At 42.0% G+C, this 26,973-nt stretch carries 21 protein-coding genes; 8 read left to right on the forward strand and 13 right to left on the reverse strand.

The window, feature by feature from the left end:
* Position 1: 1 nt before the first annotated feature.
* Positions 2 to 415 (forward strand): HIT domain-containing protein, encoded by a 414-nt coding sequence (locus MAMP_RS04710; protein WP_007144842.1) that lies wholly within the window; start codon positions 2 to 4, stop codon positions 413 to 415.
* Between the two features lie 12 nt (positions 416 to 427).
* Positions 428 to 652, forward strand: coding sequence for a DUF2835 domain-containing protein (locus MAMP_RS04715; RefSeq protein ID WP_040576194.1), 225 nt, complete (start codon positions 428 to 430; stop codon positions 650 to 652).
* Here MAMP_RS04715 and MAMP_RS04720 read toward each other — a convergent pair.
* From MAMP_RS04720 to MAMP_RS04735, 4 genes are all read right to left on the reverse strand, one after another.
* Positions 646 to 3,477: a bifunctional diguanylate cyclase/phosphodiesterase gene (locus MAMP_RS04720; RefSeq protein WP_007144844.1), complete on the reverse strand. Its 2,832-nt coding sequence runs from the start codon at positions 3,475 to 3,477 to the stop codon at positions 646 to 648. The two genes, MAMP_RS04715 and MAMP_RS04720, sit on opposite strands and share 7 nt — an antisense overlap.
* An 8-nt stretch (positions 3,478 to 3,485) precedes the next feature.
* The gene (locus tag MAMP_RS04725; RefSeq protein ID WP_007144845.1) at positions 3,486 to 4,733 is read right to left on the reverse strand and encodes a hypothetical protein; all 1,248 of its coding nucleotides are present in this window, start codon (positions 4,731 to 4,733) and stop codon (positions 3,486 to 3,488) included.
* Positions 4,730 to 5,158, reverse strand: coding sequence for a type 2 periplasmic-binding domain-containing protein (locus MAMP_RS04730; RefSeq protein WP_007144846.1), 429 nt, complete (start codon positions 5,156 to 5,158; stop codon positions 4,730 to 4,732). Before MAMP_RS04730 ends, MAMP_RS04725 begins: the two co-directional genes overlap by 4 nt.
* Positions 5,159 to 5,246: 88 nt before the next feature.
* A complete protein-coding gene (locus MAMP_RS04735; RefSeq protein ID WP_007144847.1) occupies positions 5,247 to 5,672 on the reverse strand; it encodes an RDD family protein in 426 nt (141 codons plus the stop codon).
* 85 nt (positions 5,673 to 5,757) lie between these two features.
* On the opposite strand from MAMP_RS04735, the gene purL reads away from it, so the two are divergent.
* Entirely contained in the window at positions 5,758 to 9,642 is a 3,885-nt protein-coding gene (purL, locus tag MAMP_RS04740; RefSeq protein ID WP_007144848.1) for a phosphoribosylformylglycinamidine synthase, read from the forward strand.
* Positions 9,643 to 9,698: 56 nt separating this feature from the next.
* Here the strand turns inward: purL and MAMP_RS04745 are convergent, their stop codons facing one another.
* The gene (locus MAMP_RS04745; protein WP_139031829.1) at positions 9,699 to 11,711 is read right to left on the reverse strand and encodes a methyl-accepting chemotaxis protein; all 2,013 of its coding nucleotides are present in this window, start codon (positions 11,709 to 11,711) and stop codon (positions 9,699 to 9,701) included.
* A 376-nt stretch (positions 11,712 to 12,087) separates the two neighbouring features.
* Here MAMP_RS04745 and MAMP_RS04750 point away from each other — a divergent pair, with 376 nt between their 5' ends.
* From MAMP_RS04750 to MAMP_RS04765, 4 genes are all read left to right on the forward strand, one after another.
* Entirely contained in the window at positions 12,088 to 14,235 is a 2,148-nt protein-coding gene (locus MAMP_RS04750) for a diguanylate cyclase (protein WP_139031830.1), read from the forward strand.
* A gap of 103 nt (positions 14,236 to 14,338) precedes the next feature.
* Positions 14,339 to 14,764: a plastocyanin/azurin family copper-binding protein gene (locus MAMP_RS04755; protein WP_007144851.1), complete on the forward strand. Its 426-nt coding sequence runs from the start codon at positions 14,339 to 14,341 to the stop codon at positions 14,762 to 14,764.
* Positions 14,765 to 14,886: 122 nt separating this feature from the next.
* Positions 14,887 to 15,972: a mechanosensitive ion channel family protein gene (locus tag MAMP_RS04760; protein WP_007144852.1), complete on the forward strand. Its 1,086-nt coding sequence runs from the start codon at positions 14,887 to 14,889 to the stop codon at positions 15,970 to 15,972.
* An 80-nt stretch (positions 15,973 to 16,052) separates the two neighbouring features.
* Positions 16,053 to 17,363, forward strand: coding sequence for a sensor domain-containing diguanylate cyclase (locus tag MAMP_RS04765; protein ID WP_007144853.1), 1,311 nt, complete (start codon positions 16,053 to 16,055; stop codon positions 17,361 to 17,363).
* 25 nt (positions 17,364 to 17,388) lie between these two features.
* Here the strand turns inward: MAMP_RS04765 and bla are convergent, their stop codons facing one another.
* The 3 genes from bla to MAMP_RS04780 all read right to left on the reverse strand — a co-directional run bounded on the left by bla (position 17,389) and on the right by MAMP_RS04780 (position 21,778).
* Positions 17,389 to 18,267, reverse strand: a complete 879-nt coding sequence (gene bla, locus MAMP_RS04770; protein WP_007144854.1) for a class A beta-lactamase — start codon at positions 18,265 to 18,267, stop codon at positions 17,389 to 17,391.
* A 138-nt stretch (positions 18,268 to 18,405) separates the two neighbouring features.
* Positions 18,406 to 20,739, reverse strand: coding sequence for a putative bifunctional diguanylate cyclase/phosphodiesterase (locus MAMP_RS04775; RefSeq protein WP_007144855.1), 2,334 nt, complete (start codon positions 20,737 to 20,739; stop codon positions 18,406 to 18,408).
* 157 nt (positions 20,740 to 20,896) lie between these two features.
* Entirely contained in the window at positions 20,897 to 21,778 is an 882-nt protein-coding gene (locus tag MAMP_RS04780) for a LysR family transcriptional regulator (RefSeq protein WP_158005154.1), read from the reverse strand.
* Between the two features lie 132 nt (positions 21,779 to 21,910).
* On the opposite strand from MAMP_RS04780, the gene MAMP_RS04785 reads away from it, so the two are divergent.
* Positions 21,911 to 22,666: an SDR family NAD(P)-dependent oxidoreductase gene (locus MAMP_RS04785; protein WP_040576196.1), complete on the forward strand. Its 756-nt coding sequence runs from the start codon at positions 21,911 to 21,913 to the stop codon at positions 22,664 to 22,666.
* Between the two features lie 15 nt (positions 22,667 to 22,681).
* Here the strand turns inward: MAMP_RS04785 and MAMP_RS04790 are convergent, their stop codons facing one another.
* From MAMP_RS04790 to MAMP_RS04810, 5 genes are all read right to left on the reverse strand, one after another.
* Positions 22,682 to 23,014 (reverse strand): DMT family transporter, encoded by a 333-nt coding sequence (locus tag MAMP_RS04790; RefSeq protein ID WP_007144858.1) that lies wholly within the window; start codon positions 23,012 to 23,014, stop codon positions 22,682 to 22,684.
* Between the two features lie 4 nt (positions 23,015 to 23,018).
* Positions 23,019 to 23,237: a VF530 family protein gene (locus MAMP_RS04795; RefSeq protein ID WP_007144859.1), complete on the reverse strand. Its 219-nt coding sequence runs from the start codon at positions 23,235 to 23,237 to the stop codon at positions 23,019 to 23,021.
* A gap of 182 nt (positions 23,238 to 23,419) precedes the next feature.
* Complete coding sequence (locus MAMP_RS04800; RefSeq protein ID WP_007144860.1) at positions 23,420 to 24,178, reverse strand: COG4705 family protein; 759 nt, start codon at positions 24,176 to 24,178, stop codon at positions 23,420 to 23,422.
* 129 nt (positions 24,179 to 24,307) lie between these two features.
* On the reverse strand, positions 24,308 to 24,655 hold the full coding sequence (locus tag MAMP_RS04805) for a 5-carboxymethyl-2-hydroxymuconate Delta-isomerase (protein ID WP_040576197.1): 348 nt from the start codon (positions 24,653 to 24,655) through the stop codon (positions 24,308 to 24,310).
* Positions 24,656 to 24,726: 71 nt separating this feature from the next.
* On the reverse strand, positions 24,727 to 26,901 hold the full coding sequence (locus tag MAMP_RS04810) for a glutamine synthetase III family protein (protein ID WP_007144862.1): 2,175 nt from the start codon (positions 26,899 to 26,901) through the stop codon (positions 24,727 to 24,729).
* Positions 26,902 to 26,973: the final 72 nt, after the last annotated feature.

A 26,973-nucleotide genomic window follows, 5' to 3' on the forward strand; every position in this document is an offset into this window, starting at 1 on the left:
AATGTATGAGCTTCATCCACAATTAAAACAAGATACTATCCGGATTGGCGAGTTTGAACTGTGCGAAGTACTGTTAATGAACGATATGCGCTATCCATGGTTGATACTGGTGCCGAAACGTGAAAATAAAGCTGAGATTTATCAGCTGACTGAGCAAGAGCAGCAGCGTTTGTCGATCGAGTCCAGCTTTGTGAGCAAGGCTATGTCGGTTTTATTTTCAGCCGATAAAATGAATATTGCAGCTTTGGGAAACATGGTTGAACAACTGCATATTCATCATATTGCTCGCTTTAAAACGGATGCTACTTGGCCAAAACCGGTCTGGGGTATAGGGCAGGCTGAGCCTTATTCTGAGATGGCGAAAAACGCGATGTTGTCACAGTTGATACAAGCACTAGGTGACTATTTAGTGTAGAAGATAACTGCAATGACCCGATTACGCTTTCGAATGCATCTTACTCCTGAACAAGCGCTTCGTTATTATCAAGGCATGGCCAAAACGGTGATCGTTACTGCTGAAACGGGACAAAGATTAAGTTTCCCTGCTGAACATATTCGTCAGTTCGTTGATAGCAGAGGCGTGAATGGTTTGTTTTCCATTGAGTTTGACGACAATAATAAGCTGATAGGTATAACACGCCTGACTCACTGAACGAACGTTATTGGTCCATCAAGTAACGTGGGCTGGGGCTTTCCAATGTAATATCCCTGAGCATAATCGACACCAAGTTCAGCCAAAACTTCGAGAATCTCAGCACTCTCAACAAACTCTGCCACCGTATTTTTTCCCATGCCTTTAGCTACAGAAACCAAGGCTTCCACAAATAGCTTGTCATCATTATTTTCTGTGATATGGGTGATAAACATGCCATCAATTTTCACCATATCAACAGGTAGTTCTCGCAAATAACGGAACGAGGCAAAGCCAGAGCCGAAGTCATCTATAGAGAATCGACAGCCTAAGTCACGCATTTCACTCATCAATACTCGTGCTTGATTAATATCAGCGACGGCTGCCGTTTCTGTCAATTCAAATAATAAATGATCTGGACTGGCATTATATTGATCTAAAAGGTGTTCTAGCAGCGGTATAAGATCAGCATCAAGCATTGCGTGGGCAGATAAGTTCAATGATAAAGTGATGTTTATGCCTTGTTGTTCCAGATCCGCTAGTTTGGCAATGCCTTTTTCTAATACATAGTGATCGATTCGGTGGATTAAGCCTGATTGTTCAGCAATTTCAATAAACATGCCTGGACTATGTATTTCACCATCCTCATCTAACATGCGTAGCAGCACTTCATAATGACTCACCGCTTGGGTTTGAATCTGCATGATAGGTTGGAAATAGAGTATAAAACGGTCGTCTGACAATGCATCTTCTATTTTCTGTTTCCAACGCATACGTTCCTGGAGTTGTTTTCCTAGCATGTCGTCATGGGTAAACAGCCGCCATGTATCTTTACCATGTGACTTCGCTTGATACATCGCCAAATCTGCACTGCTTAAGAGGCGATCCACATTGAACTCATTGAGTGGAAAAGGCACGATGCCGATACTGGAAGAAATGCTGTAGCGAACTTGTTCAAATTCAAAGTGCAGAGTATGTAATCTTGCACTGATTTGTTCACACAGAATAATAGCAGTATTTAAATCAGTTTCAGGCAAAATGATGGCAAATTCATCACCGCCTAATCGCGCTAATACATCATTATCACGACTGACCTCAGTGAGGGCTCTTGCTACATTCTTGAGTAATTGGTCACCAATATTATGACCACAACTGTCATTGATATCTTTGAAATGATCTAAATCGAGCACCAGCAAAATACCCTGTTGGTCATTGAAAATTGCTTGTTTGAGAAGGTGTTCAAACTGATTCTTCAGTTTTTTTCGATTATAGAGTTCAGTTAATGGATCATGGGTTGCAAGCCAGCGTAACTCATTCTCATTTTGTTTTTTTTCTGTTATATCGATGCCTATGCAGAGAATCACAGCATTATTGGTGGGCACGCGAAAATTGGAATGTATCCAAGAGATAGTATGGCTCTGTCCATCAGTTGAGAGAATATCGGATTCCATGTGAACTATCTTTTCACCATGATTGGACAGTTGCTGAAGTGATTGATGGACCCTCTGCCAATCAGAGGGATGAAAAAATTGTTCAAATGACTGATTTAATACGTCACTTGCTTGATAGCCGGTGATGCGGGTCGCGAGTTCATTGAAGCTAGAGATACAGTGATTTTTATCCAATGTAATAATGATTAACTGGGCTGTGTCTATCAGATTACTGACAAAATCCCTTTCTTGTATCAGCTCTTGTGTCCGCTTATTGAGTGAATCTGTCTGCTTGTTAACAGAGCTTTCCAGATCTTCCAGTTGTTCTGAAAGTACTACGGCAGACTGTTCAAGGATATTCAGCTCATCAATGTAACGTCTTGGCAATGTATGATTCAGCATATTTCTGACTTGAAGGTATTTTTTCTCGGCCAAAAGAGGCAGGGCTTTGGAGACTGCTGATAATCGCCTCAGTGGCGCTGATAATAGTAAGAATAGACTGCCACCAATGGCGATTAAGCCAATAAGTGACCAGGCAATGGTCCTATAAGTAAGGCTACTAAGCTCATGTTGCTGATTAGCGATATTATCAATTATCACCAGTACTACATTGCTCACTTGTTTGAGCTTAACAAACTGAAATTCAACCGGTAAATTCGAATCGCGTAAGATCAATTTATCGTGATCAATGTCTTGATAACGATAATGTTTTGCTAGATATCTTAAATAAGCGATATTGCTATTGAATGAGGTGAGTACATTGAGATGACGGTCCCAGAGCGATGTATCAGCTTGACGTAACTCCTGTGTGTTGGACTGATCAGAAATAATGGCAATATCGGCACCCGTTTGTGCCCGAAAATCCAACAATGATTGCGTCAGATTATAGCCGAGCACTAAGACATGATTAGTCGGGCTATCCGCCAGAATAGGTAATAAGAGGTATTGTTTGCAACTGACTTCGCAGTTGAGTTGATTCTGAGCTAGTTCAGTTTCTGCGGTGCGTGTAATAATCGATTTTATGAATTTTGGTGTGGGCGGACCCCATCCACCTAGGTTTCGACCTGTACTATCAAACAATTGTACTTGGGAGACATCCCAGTTCAGCTCAAGGTCACTGCGGTAACGCTGAATACGCTCTAAAATATCTTTGTGTTTTCCTGATGCTGAATGTTGCGTGGTATCAGGCGAAATAAGCAACTCAGCAAGTCGTTGTAGCTGATCTCGTGTGGTCGTGATTTGTCCGAGCAGCTGTTGATGATATTGCTCCTGTAACTGAGAACGAAAAAAAACAAATTTTTGCTGAACGTTCCAGTAAATAATGACATGAAAAATCAACAGAAAAATCAATAGAATAGAACTGAAAAATAAACCAGCTTTCCACCGAATACTTAAAAATGGGTTGCTAGTATTCATCTGTAGCACTAAAACCGATATGACAGAGATACAGCAAACATATCCCACCTTTTATTAGTATCGGTCACATCGTTTTCCCGTGGTGATAGTGTCGCTACGCCCTCCACAATGTGATACTCGGTCCGAAGCATTAAGTTTTGTGAAATATGCCAGCGTCCACCTAACACCCAACTCTTTGAATAATATTCATGTGCTGGAACGGGCGCTCGATTGATCCCATTTGCAGCCAGTTGCTGACTATTGATGCGGTTTTGTCTAGCTGCTTTTTTTCCGTTCCAGTCATGTTTATTTAGCTGGAATTCTTCATAACGGATGAAGGCTTGCCATGCAGGCGTAAAATTGTAATTTGCCTGTAAGTAATAACCAATTGAATTAATATTCATCTGTGATACGGGACCACCGATATCAATATAATCAACATTTTCAAAGGCAACTTCACTGGTAAATTGCCATTTCTCACCGTTATATTGACCTGAGAGGACGGTATAATCGATTTCAATTTCGCCTGAATTCATTCCCGGACCGAAAGGAAAGGGTACGCGGTCACTCGCACCAGCATCAAAATCGAGCGTGACTCTTGTCCCTGTGATTGAATATATCCATTGACCGCCATTATGCTCATAAAGGAGTTTTCCGAAGATACCCAATTTATCGTTTTGGATTGAGCCTGCCCAGTCATCACCCATATAGGCATATTCAACATTTTTATCTGCCAAGGTATAGCCGGTGCCTACTTCCATAAAGACCGTACCGCTATCTAGATCAAGGTTGTTATAAAAGTGCACACCATCGGCTGCCATAATGGTGTTTCTGACTTTATCGAAATAAATCACTTGAGGTAGGAATATAGCGCTTCTTGTATGAGCCACGTCCCGCGTTTCGTTATACAAACCAATTTCGTTTTTGATTCTGCCGATGTAGAGTCCAGAAGAGTAGGTGGTAGAGGAATACAGGGAAATATCAATTAAGCCATAATCAAGTCGTGGCGAGCCGTTATCAAATCTACCTGCTTGTCTGGACAATAGTTGGGCAGATAGCCTGAGTTTGGGATTGAGACTCAAGCTGCCATTGATACCAACTTCAGTGAATTCAAAACTACCATCATCACTCGGACCAAAAAAATGATTGTCAGTTGTATGTATGTAACCTTGAGATGCAAAACCGTGTAACACGATCCGTTCAAACCAAGGTGTATCATCATCGGCAACCGCAGCTGTCGAAATGCTGAGAAAGATGGATAGTAGTATTACCCTCATAAGTCCACCTTAATCATTTGAATACCTTCGTGTGTATCAGCGTTGTCCAAACTGATATAGCCAATTGCCCCTTCCGTACTGGCGACAGCATTAAGCATTTCCTGTTCAGAGTTAACGACTACGGGAGCAGCGCCTGTTCCAGAAAAAACCTGCCGGTCCCAAATTCGTCTGAGCTGGTATGGAAACATGCCCAATATAGACTTACAAAACTCATTATGCGTAGGGTTCTGATCTTGAAGAACGAAGACTTTGATTGGTGTGCCATCAGACCATTGATGAACTCGCATGGCAAAGATCGAACGAGCATTGGTTTTGCTTAATTGCTTGGTCTCAACCTGAACGTTGGCAATAACATTTTGAGCTGGTAGATCTTGCGATACCAGAAACAATAAAGTGATGAGGATTCTGATGCTTATCCATGTCATCAGCCTTGTTCCTTAAGCTGTGTTGAACCCAATTCTAGGCATGAATACAAAAAAAAGCCATGCTAAAAACAACTTTATGTTGTTCGGCTTATTCTTTGACAAAGATAAGAGAGGTTTTTGCTACTTGGTTATACCAGCTTTGTTTATCTTTACTTAGCCATTGCCACCAGAATCCCAAGCCCAGACAGAGCCAGGATATAACGCCTAAACTAAAACGTATGGCTGCCTGTTTCCAAGAGATTGACGGTGTAGTTAAGCTAATAAGTTTTATTTTCCATGCTCGCATACCGAGGGTTTGTCCTCCATGAGTCCAGAACCAGCCATAGAATAAAAAACACACTGACAGTAAATATAATAAAAAAAACACATTGCCCGGTGTAATGGCTTCACCACCATTTAGCGCAACCGGAATAATAGCGGCGAATAATAAGGCGGATAGTAAAAGTAAAAAGTCGTATACCATCGCCATTAATTGACGAATTGGGCCCGGTCGATTGTGAACAGCTACACTCATTATGATTTCCAGCGGATTTTATTTGGGCGTTAAACCTTACATAAAGTATCATTATCGCTTTAGTTTATCTTGAATTGGGATCCGCATGCTGCAATTGATTGGCCGCCCGGCTTTTTCTGCTTTCCGTCTGGAGAAATTACTAAACAGCATTCAGGCTGAAGTGCCTGTTGTCACGGCTGTTAGAACTGAGTTTCGTTATTTTATTGAAATAGATGATGAATGTATTTTGCCTTCGGCGGAGCATCAGATTCTTGAAACACTGCTTGAAGCAGAAGCGCGCGAAAGCGAAGCAAAAGACAATGAAAGCTTTTTCCTGGTGACACCAAGACCCGGCACTATTTCTCCCTGGTCAAGCAAAGCCACCGATATCACCATTAACAGTGGTGTGAAAAATGTTGAACGTGTTGAGCGGGGCGTTGCTTTTTTTGTTGAATCCTCTGAAACACTCAGTCAACACCAGAAAAATCGCGTTGCTAGCTTCTTACACGACCGTATGATCGAAACGGTATTTGAAAGCGTGGATGAAACCGATCGTTTATTTATGCATGGCGAGTCACGGTCATTAGTCAGTGTCGATATTCTAAACGGTGGTCGCGAGGCATTAGCACTGGCTAATCAGCAAATGGGCCTGGCTTTAGCCGAAGACGAAATTGATTATCTTTTTGAAAATTTCACCTTATTAGACCGTAATCCCAACGATATTGAATTAATGATGTTTGCTCAGGCGAACTCAGAGCATTGTCGTCATAAAATTTTCCGTGCTGACTGGATCATTGATGGCGAGACACAGCCTCATACCTTATTCAATATGATCCGCAACACCCATGACCTTCATCCTGAAGGGGTTGTGAAAGCCTACAGTGACAACTCATCTGTAATTGAAGGCCCAAGAAGTCACCGTTTTCAGGTCGATATGGCGACTGGCCATTATCATTATGAAGGTGAAGTTCAGCACATCCTGATGAAAGTGGAAACGCATAACCATCCTACGGCCATCTCTCCGTTCCCTGGTGCATCCACTGGTGCAGGTGGTGAGATTCGTGACGAAGGTGCAACAGGACGGGGTTCAAAACCGAAAGCAGGCTTAACCGGGTTTTCTGTTTCCAATCTGGAAATTCCTGGCTTTGAACAACCCTGGGAAACACCTTACGGTAAACCGGCTCGTATGGCCTCTGCCCGTGAAATCATGATTGATGGTCCTTTGGGCGGGGCCGCATTTAATAATGAATTTGGTCGCCCCAATCTGTGCGGTTACTTCCGTACTTATGAAGTGCAGGTGCCGACGGATAATGGTTTTGAAGTACGTGGGTACCATAAACCGATTATGGTTGCCGGTGGCATGGGTTCTATCCGTCCACAGCATGTTGAAAAAGGCATTATGGATCCAAGCGTACAATTAATTGTACTGGGTGGTCCAGCCATGTTAATCGGACTGGGCGGTAGTGCGGCTTCATCCGTCAATTCTGGTGCCAGTGATGAAGGGCTGGACTTTGCTTCTGTACAGCGTGGCAATCCTGAAATGGAACGTCGTTGTCAGGAAGTCATTGACCGCTGTGTTGCGCTGGGTGAGCAAAACCCGATCATTGCGATTCACGATGTCGGTGCAGGTGGTCTGTCCAACGCTTTCCCTGAACTCGTCGATGACAGTGGTCGTGGTGGCCGTTTTGAACTGCGTGTTATCCCAAATGATGAACCCAGTATGTCACCGATGGAAATCTGGTGTAATGAATCTCAGGAGCGTTATGTGCTTGGCGTTCACCCTGATCGTATTGATGAATTCAAAGCGATCTGTGAGCGTGAACGTTGCCCGTGGGCCGTGGTAGGTGAAACGACAGAAGAAGAACATTTATTACTCGGTGATGCTGATAATGAAACATCACCGATTGATATGCCGTTATCACTTTTATTGGGTAAACCACCCAAAATGCTGCGTGAAGTGAAGCATGTTAAACAAAGCTATCCTGAGCTTGATCTTGACGGTGTATCTGCCCGTGACGCATTGGAGCGTGTACTTAAACTACCTACTGTAGCCAGCAAAAACTTCTTGATTACCATTGGTGACAGAAGTGTGACTGGTCTGGTTGCACGTGACCAGATGGTCGGCCCGTGGCAAGTCCCTGTCGCTGATTGCGCTGTGACATTGGCTGATCATCACGATGTGTTAGGTGAAGCCATGTCGATGGGCGAGCGCGCGCCAATTGCTCTGATTAATGCGGCTGCATCTGGTCGGATCGCGGTAGGTGAAGCGATTACCAATATTGCAGCGGCAAAAATTGATAAATTAGGCGACATTAAACTGTCTGCTAACTGGATGGCCGCTTGTGGTCACCCCGGTGAAGATGCTCTGCTGTATGACACAGTTAAAGCGATTGGGATGGAATTGTGCCCTGAGTTAGGTATTGCGATTCCGGTTGGCAAAGATTCATTGTCAATGAAAACGGTATGGGATGAAAAAGGTGAAACCAAAGCGGTAACATCACCTTTATCTTTGATTATCAGTGCCTTTGCACCTGTTACTGATGCAAGTCTAACCAGCACACCACAATTGCGAACAGATCTAGGTGAAACAGATCTTATTTATATCGATTTGGGACAAAATAAAAACCGTTTAGGTGGTTCTGCACTTGCTCAGGTATTCAGTCAGGTCGGCACTACAGCGCCTGATATTGATGATGCGGTACATTTGAAAAACTTCTTTAATGCCATTCAACGCCTGAAGAATGAAGCGTTGTTATTGGCGTACCACGATAGAGGGGACGGCGGTCTTGCTGTCACGCTTGCTGAAATGGCGTTTGCTGGTCACTGTGGTCTGGACATTCATCTCAATGGTTTAGGAGATGCGCTGTCAGTCTTGTTCAATGAAGAATTAGGTGCGGTGATTCAAGTGCCTCATGCTGATTTGAACCACGTAATGAATATTCTTAAAGATTACAATTTGACCTCAATGTCATTTGCTATCGGTAAAGTGACAGAACAACAGCAGATTCGTATTCATGTTGAAAAAGAACTGGTGATTGATGAATCACGTGTGACATTGCAGCGCTTCTGGGCTGAAACCAGCTATCAAATGCAGGCATTACGTGATAACCCAGACTGTGCTAAACAAGAGTTTGATGCTTTATTGGATGAGAATGATCCGGGCTTATTTGCCAAGCCATCATTTAACCCAGCTGAAAATATCGCCAGTTCACTTATCGTTAGTGGACATCGTCCAAAAGTCGCCATTCTGCGTGAGCAGGGGGTTAATGGTCAGGTAGAAATGGCTGCCTCATTTGATCATGCTGGTTTTAATGCGATTGATGTACATATGAGCGATGTTCTGGAAGGACGCATTGAACTGACGGACTTTGTTGGTTTAGTGGCCTGTGGTGGTTTCTCTTATGGTGACGTGCTTGGTGCTGGTCGTGGTTGGGCAAGTACTATTTTGCATAACGATCGTGCACGTCAACAGTTCACAGATTTCTTCCATCGTCCTGATACCTTTGCACTGGGTGTATGTAATGGCTGTCAGATGTTATCGCAGTTAAAAGAGCTGATTCCGGGTAGTGATCACTGGCCTCGCTTCTCACGCAACACATCTGAACAGTTTGAAGCACGCTTTTCTCTGGTAGAAATTGTTGAGTCGCCTTCTGTACTGCTGAAAGGTATGGCGGGTTCAGTCATGCCAATCGCCGTTGCTCATGGTGAAGGCCGTGTGGATTACAGTGAGACAGGTTCAGAACAGCAGGCAATCGTCGCCATGCGTTATGTCGATCATTATGGTCAGGCAACAGAAAGTTATCCAATGAATCCGAATGGTTCGGTCGGTGGTGTGACTGCTCTGACAACAGATGATGGTCGAGTAACGATTATGATGCCTCATCCTGAGCGCGTCACCCGTACAGTTCAGCACTCCTGGCATCCAGATGACTGGGGTAAGGATGGTCCATGGGCAAGACTGTTCCAGAATGCCAGATGTTGGGTTAACTAAATCTACTCTTTTAATAAAAAAAGGGCATTCAGGCCCTTTTTTTATGACTGCAAGATTCAGACTTTAAATCGCTGCACTATGGTATTGAGTTGTGATGCCAGACTTGCCAGGTTTTGGCTGGCGATAGAAATTTGTTCACTACCGTGCAAGTTGTCTTCAGATAAATCAGAAACCCGGGTGATATTACGATTAATTTCTTCTGAGACTAAACCTTGTTCTTCAGCTGCGCTGGCTACATGGGTACTCATGTCAGAAATTTGAGTCATGGAATTAACAATATTCAAAATGGACTGCGTCGCCGACTCAGTGTATTGGACCATGCCAGCGGCGTTGGATTTTTCTTTATCCATTACCAGCACTGCTTGTTTGGTTTTTTGCTGCAAGTTATCCACCATGACTTGAATCTGCTCAGCAGACTCTTGTGTTCTGTTGGCGAGGGAGCGAACTTCATCGGCAACAACAGCAAAACCGCGCCCATGATCACCGGCTCTGGCTGCCTCAATAGCTGCATTCAAAGCCAGTAAATTAGTTTGTTCCGCAACCCCTTTAATCACGGTTAATACCGAGCCAATCTGCTCACTACTCTGACTCAGTTCAGCAATGGTCATGGCAGCTCTACCGACATCTTCAGTGAGAGAATGAATGGATTTCACGGTTTCAGAGATGACCGCTTGTCCTGACTGTGATTCATTATTCGCTGTACGGACTTCTTCTGCTAATAATTCAGCATTCTGAGCGATTTCTCTAATCGTGCTGGACATTTCATTCATTGCTGTGGCGATTTGTTCAGACTGGTTTTGTTGTTCCTGCGAGTTAGATTTTGACTGAAGGGTATTTGCTGATAACTCTTCGGAAGCGGCAGCTAACTCATTTGCGTTGAGTCTTAATTGATTGACGATAGTATTTAAATTATGTGTCATTTCATTGAGTGCTTTAAATATATCCGTAGTTTCATCTTTAGCAGGGCTATCAATTTGTATGGTGAGATCACCCATAGCAATACGCTGAGAGGCCTGAGTAATATGGCTGATCATATTCACTGTTGCCTGATAAAAACCAATAAACAGATAAAGCGCAACTACAAGTGCAATGACGATAATCGTGATGACTAGGTTTTTCTCAAATTGCAGGTTCGATAACCGTTCATCAAGTAATGTGCTTAAAGCATCAGCCAAATAGTCATACATCGCATAGTTTGCTGAAATAGCCTGACTACCCAGATTAAAAATGGAATCGGCATCAGCTTTAATACTGTTACTCTCCAGAATATCTTGCTGAATGATATGAATAAACTGTGCAAGAATGTTTTCTCGATCCTGTTCCAGTTTTGCTATCGATTCTTTCAGCTTGGGATTGTGCTCAATGATATGTGTTATCGCTTGCTGAGTGTTGTCAGCTTCATTTTGAACTTTGCTGAGTGTTGCTGTGAGTTTAATACGTTGTTCTGTGGTGATTTCATTATCAGCTACGATACCTGAGGCTAATCCTCGTGTTTGGCCAATATTCTCAGCAAGCAGGGGAATATAACTGACAATGGTTTCAATGATGAATGTGGTTTCAAGCTCAGGATCCACAATCAGCCTGGAGTTATGGTTAACAAGATTCATCAAGCGTCGTATTTTTGTGATCAGTTGAGTGTGTGCTGTAAAAATAGCATTTGAGTCTGTTCCGCTATCGTCATTAGATAGGAGTAACCAGTCCTGCTTGATTTCATTCAATAATGATGAGGTTTGAAATTCTGAACCGTATTGCTGATCAATAACATCAATTTTTTCGATGCTTTGTTGGATATCCTGACGTTTGCTCAGGATTTTTTCTTTAAATTCTGCAGCACCATTGAGGTATGCATTAGTCATTCCCCGATGTTGGGGAAGTTGCTGATAAAAAGGTTTCAATGCTTTTAGATATTCCAGCCCTTTTTGCTCATGATGACTTTCATTGACGACCTTATTGAGATGATAAATCAGTAGAAAAAAACTCAGTAGTATAGGGATCAGCAACACACTGGTGATAAGCGTCATTTTTTTGGGGTAGCTGAGAGAGTTCATTAATTTAATCGCTACGCTCATCATTTTTGACTCCTTAGAACTCACTGGGGATATATATCTTTTATTGGCATTGCGCTTTTTTTCTTTAATTTTGATGACTTACTGGCGGCTTCAGCAATGATGATTTGGAGAAAGTTTGTTGTATTGTGTTAATAGTTTTTGTTTTTTATTGTTTTTATAATTTTTTTATGAGAACTTTTTACACAACAAACAAGGTATATAGACTTATAACGTCTGCTATAGATGTAAAGTTTCATTTAAGTAACAGAGTTTATTGCCGTAAAAGAATGAATACTATCTTTAAGTACCAGGTCCTTTGTGACCCTATCTGCATCGAGCTGGAAAGGATGTCTAGCTGTTTGAATTTGTTTCTTTAGTTAGACAGTGAGAGATTGGAGTGAGAAAGGATTTAATTACACATTATCTTAATGTGACTATGGCTCGATATTTCTTACTGTTCTCTCTATTAACTCTGTTGTCTCCCGCGTTTGCTATGCATGAGCATGGAGCTGAAGAAGTGACAGGCTGGCAATATCGATGGGGGGATTCACCCATTGTTGATGGAATACCACAATGGATTTCAGCACCGCAAAATGTTAGTACTGACTGGACAGATATCAATTCTCCTGTAAAACCACCAAATCGGGATGAGCATAATACAGTTTGGTTTAAAGCTAAATTGCCAGATTCTGGGCATCAGTACCTGCATCCAGTTTTATATATAACCAGTATTGACTTAATGGCTGAAGTTTTTCTGGATAATAAGAAAATCTATCAATTCGGTGATTTTGATCAAAAAGATAAAAAAACATTTTATGGCTGGCCATGGCATTCGATAAGTTTGCCAACAGATTATGCTGGTAAAACCATATATTTCAGGGTGTATTCTAACTATCGTGATATTGGTTTGTGGGGTGAAGTTAAGCTATTTGAACAATCAAACTTACTGTTTTATGTCTTGAAAAATGCGTATTTTGAAGTTCTGGTGGCGTTATTTTCATTGTTTGTCACTATCATCACCTTTGCCTTTTCGATGATGCAGAAAAATGATCGTCATTTCCTTTATTTGTCTGCATTTTCCTTAACTTCGGCGCTGATGTTGCTTTCCGAAAATCATGCAGTGCAGTTTGTTTTTAATTATCCTTTGTTTCGCGTCTATCTGCTGGCGATTTCCTATTATGCACTGCCAGTTTTTATCTGTTTATTGTTATCTTCATGGTCATCAGCCTGGCAAAAAAATTGGCTGAAAAAAATTGCTTACTTTCATGGTAGTTATCTAGTCATTGCTATCATGTTATCAATGCTGGGTGTCATAGAACTGGCGCCGACCTTTCCGGTTTTTGATGCTTTATTCGCCATTTCAATTATTCTTATTATTGGCTTGGGGCTAAGCATGCGACCTTTGCCAGGATCAGATCAGCAATTTGTGATGTTGTCATTCACGGTGTATGGCATTTTTCTGTTACTGGATATGGGAATTGCCAATAGTGTTTTGCCTTGGATTAACCTGGATATTTCAATAGCTGCCTTGCTCTTTGCTTTGGTGTTAATGCTAATTTCACTTCGGCACTATTCTCATGTACAAAAAGCATTAAAAGAACTCAACGAGCATCTGGAAATGAAGGTGGCTGAACGGACTGCCACTCTTCATGCTTATGCTGAAGCTGAACAGGAAAGAGCAGAGCAACTACACAGGCTTAATATGCTTGGTGCTAAGTTAGAAGAATTAAACAGCCGTTTACAAGCATGTCACGATCTCGATGAAGCAAGAAAAATTCTGATACGCAAATTACCGGAAGTTTTTTTGCCTGTTGAAGTAAAAGTGTCAGCATCGATTGAAAATCAGCCGTTTGATTCGGTACTTGCACAAATCGAGCTACAGGAAGTTGATGGCTCGTATAATGTTTTCGTCCACATCTTACTGGCTAATTCCAGCTCAAGATTATTAATACCTCGTGAAAATCTGGATGACTTGATTAGCCGAGTAAAATTAAGGCTGGGTGTCACCCTCAGCAGTATTAAACTGAGAGAGGAACTACAACGATTTTCCTTTGAAGATGCATTAACTGGCTTGCGCAATCGTCGTTATTTCGACGACGCCCTTTATCGTGAGACGCAGTTATCCAACCGTCAGCAACAGACTTTGTCACTATTAATTTGTGATATTGATCATTTCAAACGCTTTAATGATGAATATGGTCATGAAGCGGGAGATTATGTGCTCAAAACACTTGCTCATTTGATGCATGAGTTTTTCCGGGAGACTGATATTCCTTGTCGTTATGGCGGTGAAGAATTTGTGGTGATTATGCCAAATGCGACATTAGCTAATGCGGTAGACAAAGCCGAAGCGTTAAGAAATACCATTGCAAAGAAAAGTATTGAGTTTAATGGCGAATATCTTGGTCACATTACGATTTCCATTGGTGTTGCGAATCTGTCTCTTCACAGCCTCCATTCGGAGCAGTTGCTAAGCGAAGCAGATAAAGCGTTATACAAAGCCAAACAATTAGGAAGAAATCGTGTGGAAAGTGTTCAAATATAAGCCTCGTTTACGAATAGCGGATGATTGTTTTTGTCACTATAAAATTCGCATGATTTTCACGCCCGAATTGTTGAAATAATCTGGTAAACAAAAAGGAGAAGTTATGAAAATGTTGAAAACTGCTGTAATAGGTGTTGCTGCTTCGACTGTGTTGATGACAATGAATGTGTTTGCTGCAGAGCATACTGTCACGACGCAAGGGTTAAAATTCAGTCCTCTGGTCGTTAAGATTGCGCCTGGTGATAGTGTCAGCTGGACTAATATGAGTACCCATAATGTGGAAATGATAGAAGGCCTGGTTCCTGAGGGTGCTGAGCTGTTCAAATCAGAGATGAGCCAGGATGTGACTCATACTTTTGATAAAGAAGGTGTTTACATCTACAAATGCACACCTCATATTGGTGCTGGTATGGGAGGAGCGGTAATCGTAGGTAATCCAGTTAACCTAGAAGCTATTAAAGCACAAGATGTTTCAGGCGGTGTTGGTCGTATCGTCAAGAAAGCGATTAAAGAAGCTGAATCAATGTAATTTTGCATTGGCATTATCTTTAAAAAAACCGGCATTGCCGGTTTTTTTATATTCGTTAGAAATGATGCATTGGCTCGGGCATGACATCTGCATGAAATAGCTAGGTTTATTGAGGAATCAGCATGAACAAACTTGATCAGTTTTTCTCATCCTTGCCTGAATGGTCGGTAGCCATGGCGGTCGTCATCAGCTTATTTATTCTTCTGTTAGTAGTGAAAAAGTTTATTTTGCTCAGAGTTGGAAAAGTCACGGCAAGAACCAGCTTTTATTACGATAAGCTGTTGGTCAAAGTCATCAGCTTTCCACTGACACTGTGTTTGCTGGCATTAACCATAAAACTATCTGAACATGTTGTCGTCTATTTCGATGTAGAAGCAGACTTTAGTATGTTTAATTCCACCGCACGACTATTGATCGTCGCTGCACTGGTTTTGTTCATCGATGGTTTTCTGACGGGTACTGTCGGACACTATGCCGAGAAATCGTCTACGCTGAAAAGCAGCAGTTCAATTATGCAGGGCGTTACTCGTGCACTCATCCTCGGGCTGGGCGTTTTAATCATTCTGGGCACCATGGGGATCGCGATTACACCTGTCATAGCGTCACTGGGTATCACTTCACTCGCCGTGGCTTTAGCGCTACAGCCAACATTAACCAACTTTTTTTCAGGTGTGCAGTTAGTCATAGATAAACCCATTCGTGTTGGCGATTTTATTGAACTCGAGTCTGGTGAACAGGGATTTGTAGATAAAATCGGTTGGCGTACAACGTGGATCAGAATGTTGCCAAATAACTTTATCATCATTCCGAACAGTGTTTTATCTCAATCGAAGATTATTAATTATTACTATCCAGAGAAACAACTGTCAGTCCCTGTTGAGGTCGGGGTACATTATGATTCCGATTTGGAACATGTTGAAAGGGTAACACTGGAAGTAGCCCGTGATATTCTGAGAACCCACAAATGGGGCGTGCCTGATTATCAGACGTTTGTTATTTTTCATACCTTTGATAGTTCGAGTATAAACTTCACGGTGATGTTAAGAGCACAAGAATACTTCAATCGATTTTTTATTAAATCTGAATTTATTAAAGCTTTGCATCAACGTTTTAAAGAAGAGGGTATTACTATTCCTTATCCTATTCGGGCCATTAACTATGAACAAGAAAAGTCTAATTCGTCAGGTGATACTAAAATAGCAGATTAAGCCCATGGTCTTAGTTCGTCTATTTGTGCCATGTCATATTCAATTTAATTAGGTTATAGCTTTTTGTTGTTGGACACTCTATGTCGTCAGATCCAAATTATTTACTAGATCAGAAAAAACTCGAATCATTAAGTCACTACATTGATATGTTACTTGATGCGATCTGTATCGTTGATAAAGAAGGCCATTTCCTTTTCCTCAGTGCTGGTGCTGAACGCATATTCGGTTATTCACGGGAGGAGTTATTGGGTAAACAAATGCTGGAAATGGTTCATCCTGATGATCGTGAAGCCACGCTCAATGCGGTTGACGACATTATGAATGGCCTGGAAAAAACAGACTTTGAGAACCGCTATATACGTAAAGATGGACAGATTGTTTATTTACTGTGGTCAGCTAAGTGGGCGAGCAATGAGGCTTTTCGTATAGCCGTTGCCAGAGATATATCCCGGCATAAACGCGCTGAAGCGATTCAGTCTGCTATGTATGCGATCTCTGAAGCGGCACATCATGAAGAAAGTTTGTCATCATTGTATAAGCGTATTCATCAAATCATGGAGACACTATTACCGATCAGTGATTTTGTTATTGCATTGTATGACCAGCAAACTCAACTTCTGACGTTTGCTTATACTAGTAGTGATGTCGATGGAGAATTGCTGCATGCGCATCTCAGCCAGAACCTGACATCCTGGATTGATTCAAGAAAGGTATGCTTCGATACTGATAATGGTTGGATCAAGGTACCACTGTGCACAGCAGAACGTGTTATAGGTAGTCTGATTGCCAGAGTTGAGGCTCAGCATATCAATACCGAAGATAGCCAACATTTACTTGAATATATTTCAACGCAAGTTGCTGCTGCAATTACGCGGAAACAACTGCATGACCGTTTACGCTTTCTGGCGATGTATGATCATTTAACCGGCCTGGCAAATCGTGAGTTGTTCCATGACCGCATGCAGCTTGCCATCGCAAGGGCGCTAAGACAAAAAACTGAATTGGCTTTGTTTTATCTTGATTTGGACAACTTTAAGCAGGCGAATGATACTTTTGGCCATGATGTCGGGGATGCCTTATTACAACAAGCTGCCGAGCGAATACAGTCGTGTGTTCGAAGTTCTGATACGGTAGCCCGCTTCGGTGGTGATGAATTTGTCGTATTACTCGAAACGATAAGTCATCAGCAAGATGCAAAATCTATTGCAGAAAAAATAAGGCAGACGATGGCAAAGGTATTTATCGTTGGCGGCTGTGAGATTCATTTGTCTAGCAGTATTGGTATTGCTTTATTACCCGTTCATGGTGATGTCGAAAAAACATTATTGCAGCATGCTGATCATGCTATGTATGAAGCAAAACGTTTGGGGGGTAATCAATACATCATCTGATTAATAGATATATTTTGCATCGTGTTTACTCAGGGTAAAACACTTTGCTTACCGATTGGCTGATTTTTGCGATGACCGCATTTTTTTCATTTTTTGAGCGTTCTGAGCCAGAGTAATACACGATCAATAGATAGGGGTGGCCAGCCTCCGGCCAGATAATAGCAACATCATTATTGGCACCATTAGCACCTGATCCGGTTTTATCACCGACAAGCCATGTTGCGGGAACACCAGCACGTATTTTGTCATCTCCTGTTTGGTTGCCAATTAACCAGTGAATGAGACGTTGTTTCGATGCTTCAGATAAAGTGTCACCAAGTAAGAGGGTTTTTAAGGTTAACAGCATCGCCTTGGGGGTGGTGGTATCTCTAGGATCTTCAGCTAAGTTAGTATTCAGATTTGGCTCAATTCTATCTAAGCGAGTGGTGTTATCGCCTAAGCTACGGAGATAATCAGTTAGTCCTTGTGGACCTCCCAAGGTATTAAGCAATAAATTGGCAGCAGTATTATCACTTAATTGCAATGCGGCTTTACTCAAGTCTGCTACCGTCATTGATCCTTTATCAAGATGTTGTGATGTCACTGGCGCATATTCAAGAATCTCAGATTTATCATAACTTATTAATCGTTCAAGCTTTTCTTGCTTTTGGTCAATACGCTGTAACACATTAGCGACGAGTAATAATTTGAAGGTACTGCACATGGCAAACCGTTCATTTTCACGGTAGTGAAGTTGTTGACCATCATTTGCATTCCATGCCGATACACCAATACGTCCACCATAAATCGTTTCTAGCTGTGTTACCTCGTCTTGCCAGCCGGAGGCGCTATCAGCGGCAAAGACAGGAGATTGAATAGTGATAACGATAAATAATAAAGTTAATAATTTTAAGATTGATTTCATAGATAAGGGATTTATATAGCTAAAAAGTGATTACAGCAGTAGCGAGCAGCAATTGAGTGAGGTGTGACGGGCTACGATCGCAAGGAAAGAATTATAGCCTCAAATCACTACTTAATCGAATGTGATAAAGGCAGTGGCTTAATGAAGAGATAGGGGCTTTTTGATGTAATCGCTAAAGTCGTCTAAAGGCATAGGTTTGCCAAATAAATACCCTTGATAATTCAAACAGCCGTTTTCAGCCAGGAAAGCTTCCTGAGCTTCAGTTTCTACACCTTCAGCAATCACTGTCATGCCCATATGATTGCTCATATTAATGACTGTTCGAATGATATGAGCATCATTTGCATTTTCCAGCATGTGATCGACAAAACTTTTATCGATCTTGATTTCATCGAGTGGAAAGCTACGTAGTATGGATAGAGAAGAGTAGCCCGTGCCAAAGTCATCCAGTGATAAAGTGATGCCATAAGACCGTAATTTTTCAATCTTTGTGGCCAGTTCATTGATATTTTTTAACATCAGGCTCTCAGTTATTTCCAGTCGCAAACGCGAGCCAGAACAGTGATATATCTGAATGCTTGATAAGACAGTTTCAACAAAGTTCTTTTGCATAAACTGTCGTGCACTGATGTTAACGGATAATACTAAATGGGCTGTTTCGGGATTATTCTGCCAAATCGCTAATTGTTTACAGGCACTTTGCAATACTTCAGTACCAATACGGTGAATAATGTCAGAGTCTTCAGCAATCGGAATAAACTCTGCCGGTGAAATCATGCCATGTTTAGGATGTTGCCAACGCAGTAAAATTTCTGCTCCGATCAATTCATGACGATGATTCACCTGTGGCTGAAAGTAGGGAATGATATCGCGATCAAAAATAGCATCGCGGAGGTCATTTTCCAGGCTGGCTTTGAATTCAATACTTGGTTGCAGTTTTTCATCAAAAAAGCGAAAACAACTACGACCATCTGACTTAGCCTGAAACATGGCATTATCAGCGCGTTTAAAGATTTCATTAACGGATAGAGTATCGCCGAGAAAGTTGCAAATACCAATGCTGCACGAAGTCCGATACTGAACATTGCCAATACTGTATATATCACTGATTCCATTGATGATTTTATTGGAGATTAATTCTGCTATTTTTTTGCTTTTGCCGAGTGTTTCACCAATATTCTCGACTAATATCACGAATTCATCTCCACCAAAGCGGGCAATAGTATCTTCTTCTCTTAGCAGTGTTTTAAGTCGTGTTGATACCGATTTTAGTAACATGTCGCCAGCAGAATGGCCGTGTAAGTCATTAATATTTTTAAAGTTATCCAAGTCGATAAAGAAAATAGCGCAATAAGATTTGTTTCGACTGCTTGAATGTATCGCATGTGTGACACGGTCTGTTAATAAGCGTCGGTTAGGCAAGTCAGTTAATGTATCGTAATAAGCAAGGTATTGGATTTCATCCTGATTTTTTTTGAATTCCGTTTTGTTCTGCACTAGCGTGGCTAAACCCACGACTTGATTCTCACTGTCACGTAAAGCGGTATAGGTCCACTCACAGTAAATAATCTCATGCTCTTTGGTCAGGTTTTCATTTTGACAATGTGTCGAATTGCCTTCTGAAATGAGTTTGTGCATTTTTTGAAGCACTTGATGTTGAATATCTAATGGCAAAATAAAACTGGCATGTTGATGACGTGCTTCATCTTGACTATAGCCAAAAATCTCCTGCGCGGCCGCATTCCATGAAACAACGCATAGATTGAGATCCCATTCAATCACGCCCATCGGGGTATGGTCTAAATGGATACGTTGATGTTGAGATAATTTCTCGATTTCTTCCTGTTGTTTGATAGCAGCATGATGTAGCAAGATGTTTTCATGAAGCTTTTTACCTAAATTAGTCGATGCTATTGAAATATAGACAATATAAACGGCTAACAGAATGGCCATTGCCAGTGACAGTTCTGTCTCGTTGGTAAAAAAGCCGGGCAAAGATAGCAGGTAGATACTGCCAGAGAATAATTTTGATGTAATGGCATCTACTGCATATACCACCATCGCACCCCCTGTTACGCCGACAATAACGAGCGTAATGAAAGCTTTATGAGCGACTTCATTGGTTTCTGAAAGAAAGTAATACCCAGCAAATCCCCATGCCATTCCACACGCTAGAGTTGATAACCGGAATATATTTAACCAATAATCTGTGGGGTAATTAGCTGAGTGTCGTTGAAAATACAGCGTGGTACAGAAGCGAAGGCCATAAACGAAGCAAAAAATGACGCACCAACCAAATAATATGATGTTGTTGACTTGATCGTATTCCACATAGGCCAGTGTGATAGCAACAAGGCTAGCAACGATAAAGGATTTGAGGTTGCTACCGAACAACATGTTGATGATTTCGGCTTGTAGTGCCGTTTTCTCATCTTGTTTAACCGGTCTTTCAGCGGCTGCTTTGGCGTCCAAACGGAAGTATCCTTTTTCTGCTTAAACCACAGAGTAAACGTATAGTTAAATGGCTTCAGCAAGCTATGCTAAATACCTACGTTTAAAATGGTTTTAGCACAGAAAAAATATGCTGTCTATTTTGTTGTGGCCTAATTACTTTGAGACCTTGTTTGGATTAATCTGGCCGAACCTTTTTGGTCTGGGCTTCCAACCAATCCATAAATAAGCTCAGTCGTTTAGGGATTTGTCTGCGCGATGGATATATGATGGAAATTGGAATAGCAGGTGCTTTTAAGTCTGGCAATACTTCGATCAACTCACCACTTTCTATATAGCTTCGGGCACTTAAGTCTGGAATCTGGGCGAGTCCCAGACCAGATAAGCAGGAGAATAAATAGGCATCTGTACTGTTAACCTGGAGTTTGCTTGTCATTGGTAAATGATGGACAACTTCCTCTTTTACATACTCAAATACGGGTGTTTGTGTTTGCAGATTTTGCGCGTAATCAATTAATACATGGTGATGTAGATCATTAAGAGACATGGGTACGCCATATTTATCTGCATAGTTCGAACTGACACAATTAATCGTTGATAACATGAGTAATGGCCGTGCAATTAAGCTGCTATCTTCGAGTTGGTCGGCACGAATAACGCAATCAATACCGTCTTTAATTAAATCTGTGCGTTGGTCATGGCAGCTGAGTTTGATATTGATATTTGGATAACTGTCATACCAGTCATGTAGGTTTGGCAGAATAATATTGGCGGCAAAGCGACTAGGCATATCGATATGCAATGTGCCAGATAGCTGTGAGGGATGTAAGAAATGCGTGTCGAGCATGTCTACTTGGTCAAGAATGGATAGACATTTTTCAAGATAAATTTCGCCATCATGGGTGAGATGAATCTGGCGGGTACTTCGTTGTAAAAGTCTGGTTTTAATCTGTTGCTCAAGTGACTTAACGGCTTCGGAGACACTGGATTTAGGCAAACCAAGCACATCTGCAGCACGGGTAAAGCTGCCTGTTTGTACGACAGTAACAAACCGTTTCATGTTTTCCAGTTTATCCATACTTGCCTAATCTATTGTTTGTTATATCCAAACAATGATATCGGTTTTTGTCTGTTTATCATGAATTAATTGGTCTTTATGATTTCAGTGAACTCACCAGAAGAGATAATTAAGATGAAAAAACTAGTATTGGTTACAGGTGGTAGTCGAGGGCTGGGACGCGAAACTGCGCTTTATATAGCAGACAAAGGCTGTGACGTGATGATTACCTACAACAAAAATAAGGCTGCAGCTGAGGAAGTGGTAAACGCCATTCAGGAAAAAGGGCGGGCTGCAACAGCGATAGCATTGGATGTCAGTCAAGCGTCTACTTTTAAAAGCTTTGCCGATGCTGTTAAAACTCAACTTGGAACGGCGTTTGAATCCAACCAGCTGGATGTCATTATTCATAATGCGGGGATTGGCATACATAAGTCTTTTGAAGATACCACCGAGTCTGATTTTGATACCTTGATGAACATTCACCTGAAAGCACCGTTTTTTCTTACCCAATCGTTGTTAGCGATGATCGCGCCTCAAGGTCAGATTATTCATATCTCATCAGGTTTAGCGCGTTTCAGTCTCCCTGGCTATGCCGCTTACGCTATGATGAAAGGTGGTGTTGAAGTATTAACACGTTATTTGGCAAAGGAACTCGGTACAAAGCAGATTAGAGTCAATACACTGGCACCGGGAGCCATTGAAACTGATTTTGGTGGCGGCATTGTACGAGATAATGCCGAGCTGAATCGCAGTATCGCTAATCAGACTGCTTTAGGCAGAGTCGGCTTGCCAGATGATATTGCAAAGGCGATGGCAATGCTGATTAGTGACGATAGTGCATGGGTTAACGGTCAGCGAATTGAAGCTTCCGGTGGCATGTTTCTCTAATAAACAAGCGTGTGGTTAATGCCCACCGGTTTTAGAAAAGAGGTTGATCACCAGCACGCCTGAGATAATTAAGCCCATGCCAAGCAGGGCAGGCAAATCGAGTTTTTGCCCGTAAAGTATCCAGGAGATGATGGCGATAAGCACAATTCCAAGCCCAGCCCAGATGGCATAGGCAATACCAACAGGAATGACTCTCAGTGAAAGAGTCAGAAAGTAAAAAGCGGTCAGATAGCCGGTAACGACAATTATCGTGGGAATAAGTCGGGTAAATTCATGGCTTGCTTTCAGGGCTGAGGTTGCAATGACCTCAGCAACAATAGCGATAGCTAAATATATCCAATGTGGCATCGTGCTAGCGGCTGAATGTACTGATGTAAAGTTGCTCGACTTTTTTTCTGGCCCAGTCTGTTCTACGCAGAAATTTCAAAGAGGATTTAACAGAGGGATCGTTCTTGAAACAGTTCAAGTTGATACGCTGAGCAAAGCCATCCCAGCCGAAATGATCGACCAGTTCGGTAACAATCGTTTCAAGCGTAATGCCATGTAATGGGTTATTGGGTTGTTGATTCATATAACACGCTTATTGTTTAGCTGAAATGATCTTGTTAAGAGTAGGGTCAATGCTTATTAAACAATGATACATGACTGTCGTTGCATAGCCTAAGATTAACATCCATGTCCGACATCCAGCCAAAATATCTTTATCAATGAAGTCTATCCGTTTTCAAACAAGGGGGATACATCGCTGAACAGTCAATGCGATAGTCTAGCCGCCCGCTGTTTAAAACTGAATATCAGAATTAACATCAGCGTCAGCAATAAGCTGGTTATCCCCAAATGACTCAATGCCAGACCACCTTCAGCCACGGGTTTATCAAGAAAATCACCCACTACCGCACCTAATGGTCGGGTGAAAATAAATGCCGCCCAGAACAAAACAGTGTGTGAAACAGCGGTAGTGAAATAGACAATGGCAATGCTGATAAGCACTGCGCTAAATAACAACGCGCTAGTTGCGTAACCCAGTCCTTCAGTATCTGCAACCCAATCACCCAAAGCGGTTCCTAATGTTTGTGAGAATAAAATGGTAATCCAGTAAAACATTTCGGCTTTGGGCGAACGTATCTGCTGAATGGAAACTGAGCCTACACTGTTGCGCCAGATAAATAACGATAACATCAATAATACTAACAACAGTGTAGAACCACCGGCATAACCAATCCCTAAAGAACGATCGGTAAAGTCAGCAATGGTTGTACCCAATGTAGTGGTTGCAATAATGGTGGCCCAGTAGATGAATACGTTAAATGTTCGGGCATTGATTTGCAGGGACACTACAGTAAGAAAAATAACAGCAAAAATGATACTACTGATGAGATAGCCAATATTCATTGCCATTGAAACTAAATCGCCAGCTGTTTCACCCACGGTGGTCGCAAATATCTTGATTATCCAAAATATCAGGGTGACTTCCGGTACCTTGCTTACAATCTCATGATGTTCTGTTTTCACTGCTGCCTCACTGTTTTAAATCTATTAGAGTTGAAGCCTCTATTTCGATGAGTGACCTATTATCAATAGGTCGACAGCGTTATTGTTCTATGAATTACTTAAACGTAACTTAAGCAGTGATATTGATATTTATACCAGTGTTGCTTTTGCATAGGCTGGAGTATCAATCTCAACAGTTTCTGCGGTAATGGTGATATCGGCCAAAGGCAAGGTAGTACAGAGACGTTCTACAATCAGATTCGTTAAACGTTTTTTCTGTTCTTCTGTTCGTCCCCGATGAAGCCTGACGGTGACATGTATAAAGTGGCTGTGATTATCACCCAACTGAAATGTTGGGTAAGCAATGCTGCGGGTTTTAATATGACCAGGCTCAAACAGTAAAGCGTCGATAGCAGCTTGATGCACCGTCGACGCTAAGGCGGAATCAGTTGTGATGTCGGCAGTCGAAGCGGAATGTTCAATAATACAATGTGGCAAAGCTATTTCTCCCCAATATCAGTAAGAAAAAAGGCCGCTGATGGCGGCCTTTTTATCGTCGTCAAAACTGCTTATTTTATAAATAACATCTCACGATATTTAGGCAGTGGCCATAAATCATCGGCAACCTCACCTTCCAGCATATCAACATGGCTGCGTACCTTATCCATCAGGCTGCGAATCTCGTTCGCACAGAACTTCATATGCGCTTCAATGGAGTCAAAGTCATGTTCTTCTACTGCAGCTTGAAGCTCAGCTACGGTGGTTAACATCGCATTGGTTTCTTGAGCGATCGTGCTGACAACGGCATTATTCATTTCAATACCTAAATCCGCCATGCTGGTGTGCGTGACAGATAGTTCTGCTAGATATTGTGAAGCAGATGGGTAAATCAACGTTTTTGCCATCTCAATGACAAGCTTGGCTTCCACTTCAATAGAAAGAATATATTGCTCGGCATAGACCTCAAAGCGGCTTTCCAGTTCAACAGGTGTGAACACGCCGGTACGAGCGAATAATTCACGGATGGCATCATCACGAAGATAGGGCAGAGCGTCAGCAGAAGTAGGCAGGTTTTTCAAACCACGTTCTTCCACAGCGGCTTTATGCCATTCTTCTGAATAACCATTGCCGCCAAAAACGACGTTACCGTGTTGTTCCATTAACTGTTTTAATACAGCAAGGACAGCATTAGTCTGGTCTTTGCCACTATCTAATTCAGTTTTAAGCTTATCTGCAATCCATTCAAGGGAATCAGCCAACATGGTGTTCATCGCGACTAATGGCCCGGAAACGGATTGTGATGAACCGACAGCGCGGAATTCGAAGCGATTACCCGTAAAAGCAAATGGTGAAGTACGATTACGATCACCCGGATCACGTTCAAATTTTAGAATTTGTGACAGACCCAGATCCATTTCGCCACCTTTTTTCGAGGTCGCAATATTGCCTGCTTTAATATCTTGAAATACTTTTTCTAATTGGTCGCCAAGATACACAGATAAAATGGCTGGAGGCGCTTCATTAGCACCCAGACGGTGATCATTAGATGCAGATGCAATCACGGCTCGAAGCAAGGGTCCATATTGATGTACACCGCGAATAACGGCGCCACAGAACAATAAGAAATTCAGATTATCATGAGGTGTTTTACCTGGGTCCAACAAGTTTCCTTGCGTGGCATTGCCAACAGACCAGTTAACATGTTTTCCAGAACCATTGACACCGGCAAAAGGTTTTTCATGCAGCAAACACATAAAGCCATGTTTTTTTGCCGTAGCTTTCATCAAGGTCATCATTAATTGCTGATGATCAGCAGCGATGTTGGCTGACTCGAAATAAGGTGCAATTTCAAATTGGCCCGGAGCTACTTCATTGTGATGTGTTTTCGCAGGAATACCTAAACGATAAAGCTGATCTTCAAAGTCCTGCATAAAGACCTGAACACGTTCAGGAATAGCACCGAAATAATGGTCATCAAACTGCTGACCTTTTGCTGGAGCAGCCCCAAATAATGTACGGCCCGCTAACAATAAATCAGGACGTGCCAATGCAAAATTACTGTCTACCAAAAAGTATTCTTGCTCAGCACCACAGCTCGAATTAAGCGGGGCAATATCTGTCTCACCCATTAAGGTCAGGACTTTCTTAGCTGCACGATCCATGGCTGAAATTGATCGCAGTAAAGGGATTTTCTTATCAAGTGCTTCACCAGTCCATGACATGAAAACACTCGGGATCATGAGTGTTGAGCCATTTTCAGTATGCATAATGAAAGCTGGACTTGTCGGGTCCCAAGCGGTATATCCACGCGCGGCATTCGTCATTCGTAAACTGCCGTTAGGGAATGACGAGCCATCTGGTTCGCCTTTGATTAATAGGCTGCCTGAAAATTCTGTGATGGCATTGCCTTCAGCATTGGTCACAATAAAACCGTCGTGTTTTTCCGCGGTGATATTGGTCATGGGGTAAAAAATATGAGAGAAGAACTTCACGCCTTTTGATAAGGCCCAGTTTTTCATCGCTGCAGCAACAACGTCTGCAACGGCGGGATCTAATGGCGCACCTGTTTGAACAGTTTGCTTAACCGCCTTGAAGGCTGACTTGTTTAATGCTTCTTCCATTTTGGCCAGGTTGAAAACATCCGTCGCCCAGATTTTATCTAGAGCTTCAGGTTTATGAACGACTGTTTTCTGGCGGTTTATGATGTTTGAAATCGCTTGCAGACGTGATTCATTTCCACTCATTTTTCTATCCCTTAATCGCTGATGATTAATTGTTAATTTGATAAACGTATTCGTCTGTGTGGCAAACAATAT

This window comes from Methylophaga thalassica MP (assembly GCF_000214595.1).
GTDB classification, from domain to species: domain Bacteria; phylum Pseudomonadota; class Gammaproteobacteria; order Nitrosococcales; family Methylophagaceae; genus Methylophaga; species Methylophaga thalassica.

What these genes read in the sequence shown, in the direction of transcription:
- MAMP_RS04710 (WP_007144842.1), top strand. Translation starts at nt 2, where the DNA reads ATGTATGAGCTTCATCCACAATTAAAACAAGATACTATCCGGATTGGC.
- MAMP_RS04715 (WP_040576194.1), top strand. Translation starts at nt 428, where the DNA reads ATGACCCGATTACGCTTTCGAATGCATCTTACTCCTGAACAAGCGCTT.
- MAMP_RS04720 (WP_007144844.1), bottom strand. Translation starts at nt 3,477, where the DNA reads ATGAATACTAGCAACCCATTTTTAAGTATTCGGTGGAAAGCTGGTTTA.
- MAMP_RS04725 (WP_007144845.1), bottom strand. Translation starts at nt 4,733, where the DNA reads ATGAGGGTAATACTACTATCCATCTTTCTCAGCATTTCGACAGCTGCG.
- MAMP_RS04730 (WP_007144846.1), bottom strand. Translation starts at nt 5,158, where the DNA reads ATGACATGGATAAGCATCAGAATCCTCATCACTTTATTGTTTCTGGTA.
- MAMP_RS04735 (WP_007144847.1), bottom strand. Translation starts at nt 5,672, where the DNA reads ATGAGTGTAGCTGTTCACAATCGACCGGGCCCAATTCGTCAATTAATG.
- purL (WP_007144848.1), top strand. Translation starts at nt 5,758, where the DNA reads ATGCTGCAATTGATTGGCCGCCCGGCTTTTTCTGCTTTCCGTCTGGAG.
- MAMP_RS04745 (WP_139031829.1), bottom strand. Translation starts at nt 11,711, where the DNA reads ATGAGCGTAGCGATTAAATTAATGAACTCTCTCAGCTACCCCAAAAAA.
- MAMP_RS04755 (WP_007144851.1), top strand. Translation starts at nt 14,339, where the DNA reads ATGAAAATGTTGAAAACTGCTGTAATAGGTGTTGCTGCTTCGACTGTG.
- MAMP_RS04760 (WP_007144852.1), top strand. Translation starts at nt 14,887, where the DNA reads ATGAACAAACTTGATCAGTTTTTCTCATCCTTGCCTGAATGGTCGGTA.
- MAMP_RS04765 (WP_007144853.1), top strand. Translation starts at nt 16,053, where the DNA reads ATGTCGTCAGATCCAAATTATTTACTAGATCAGAAAAAACTCGAATCA.
- bla (WP_007144854.1), bottom strand. Translation starts at nt 18,267, where the DNA reads ATGAAATCAATCTTAAAATTATTAACTTTATTATTTATCGTTATCACT.
- MAMP_RS04780 (WP_158005154.1), bottom strand. Translation starts at nt 21,778, where the DNA reads ATGAAACGGTTTGTTACTGTCGTACAAACAGGCAGCTTTACCCGTGCT.
- MAMP_RS04785 (WP_040576196.1), top strand. Translation starts at nt 21,911, where the DNA reads ATGAAAAAACTAGTATTGGTTACAGGTGGTAGTCGAGGGCTGGGACGC.
- MAMP_RS04790 (WP_007144858.1), bottom strand. Translation starts at nt 23,014, where the DNA reads ATGCCACATTGGATATATTTAGCTATCGCTATTGTTGCTGAGGTCATT.
- MAMP_RS04795 (WP_007144859.1), bottom strand. Translation starts at nt 23,237, where the DNA reads ATGAATCAACAACCCAATAACCCATTACATGGCATTACGCTTGAAACG.
- MAMP_RS04810 (WP_007144862.1), bottom strand. Translation starts at nt 26,901, where the DNA reads ATGAGTGGAAATGAATCACGTCTGCAAGCGATTTCAAACATCATAAAC.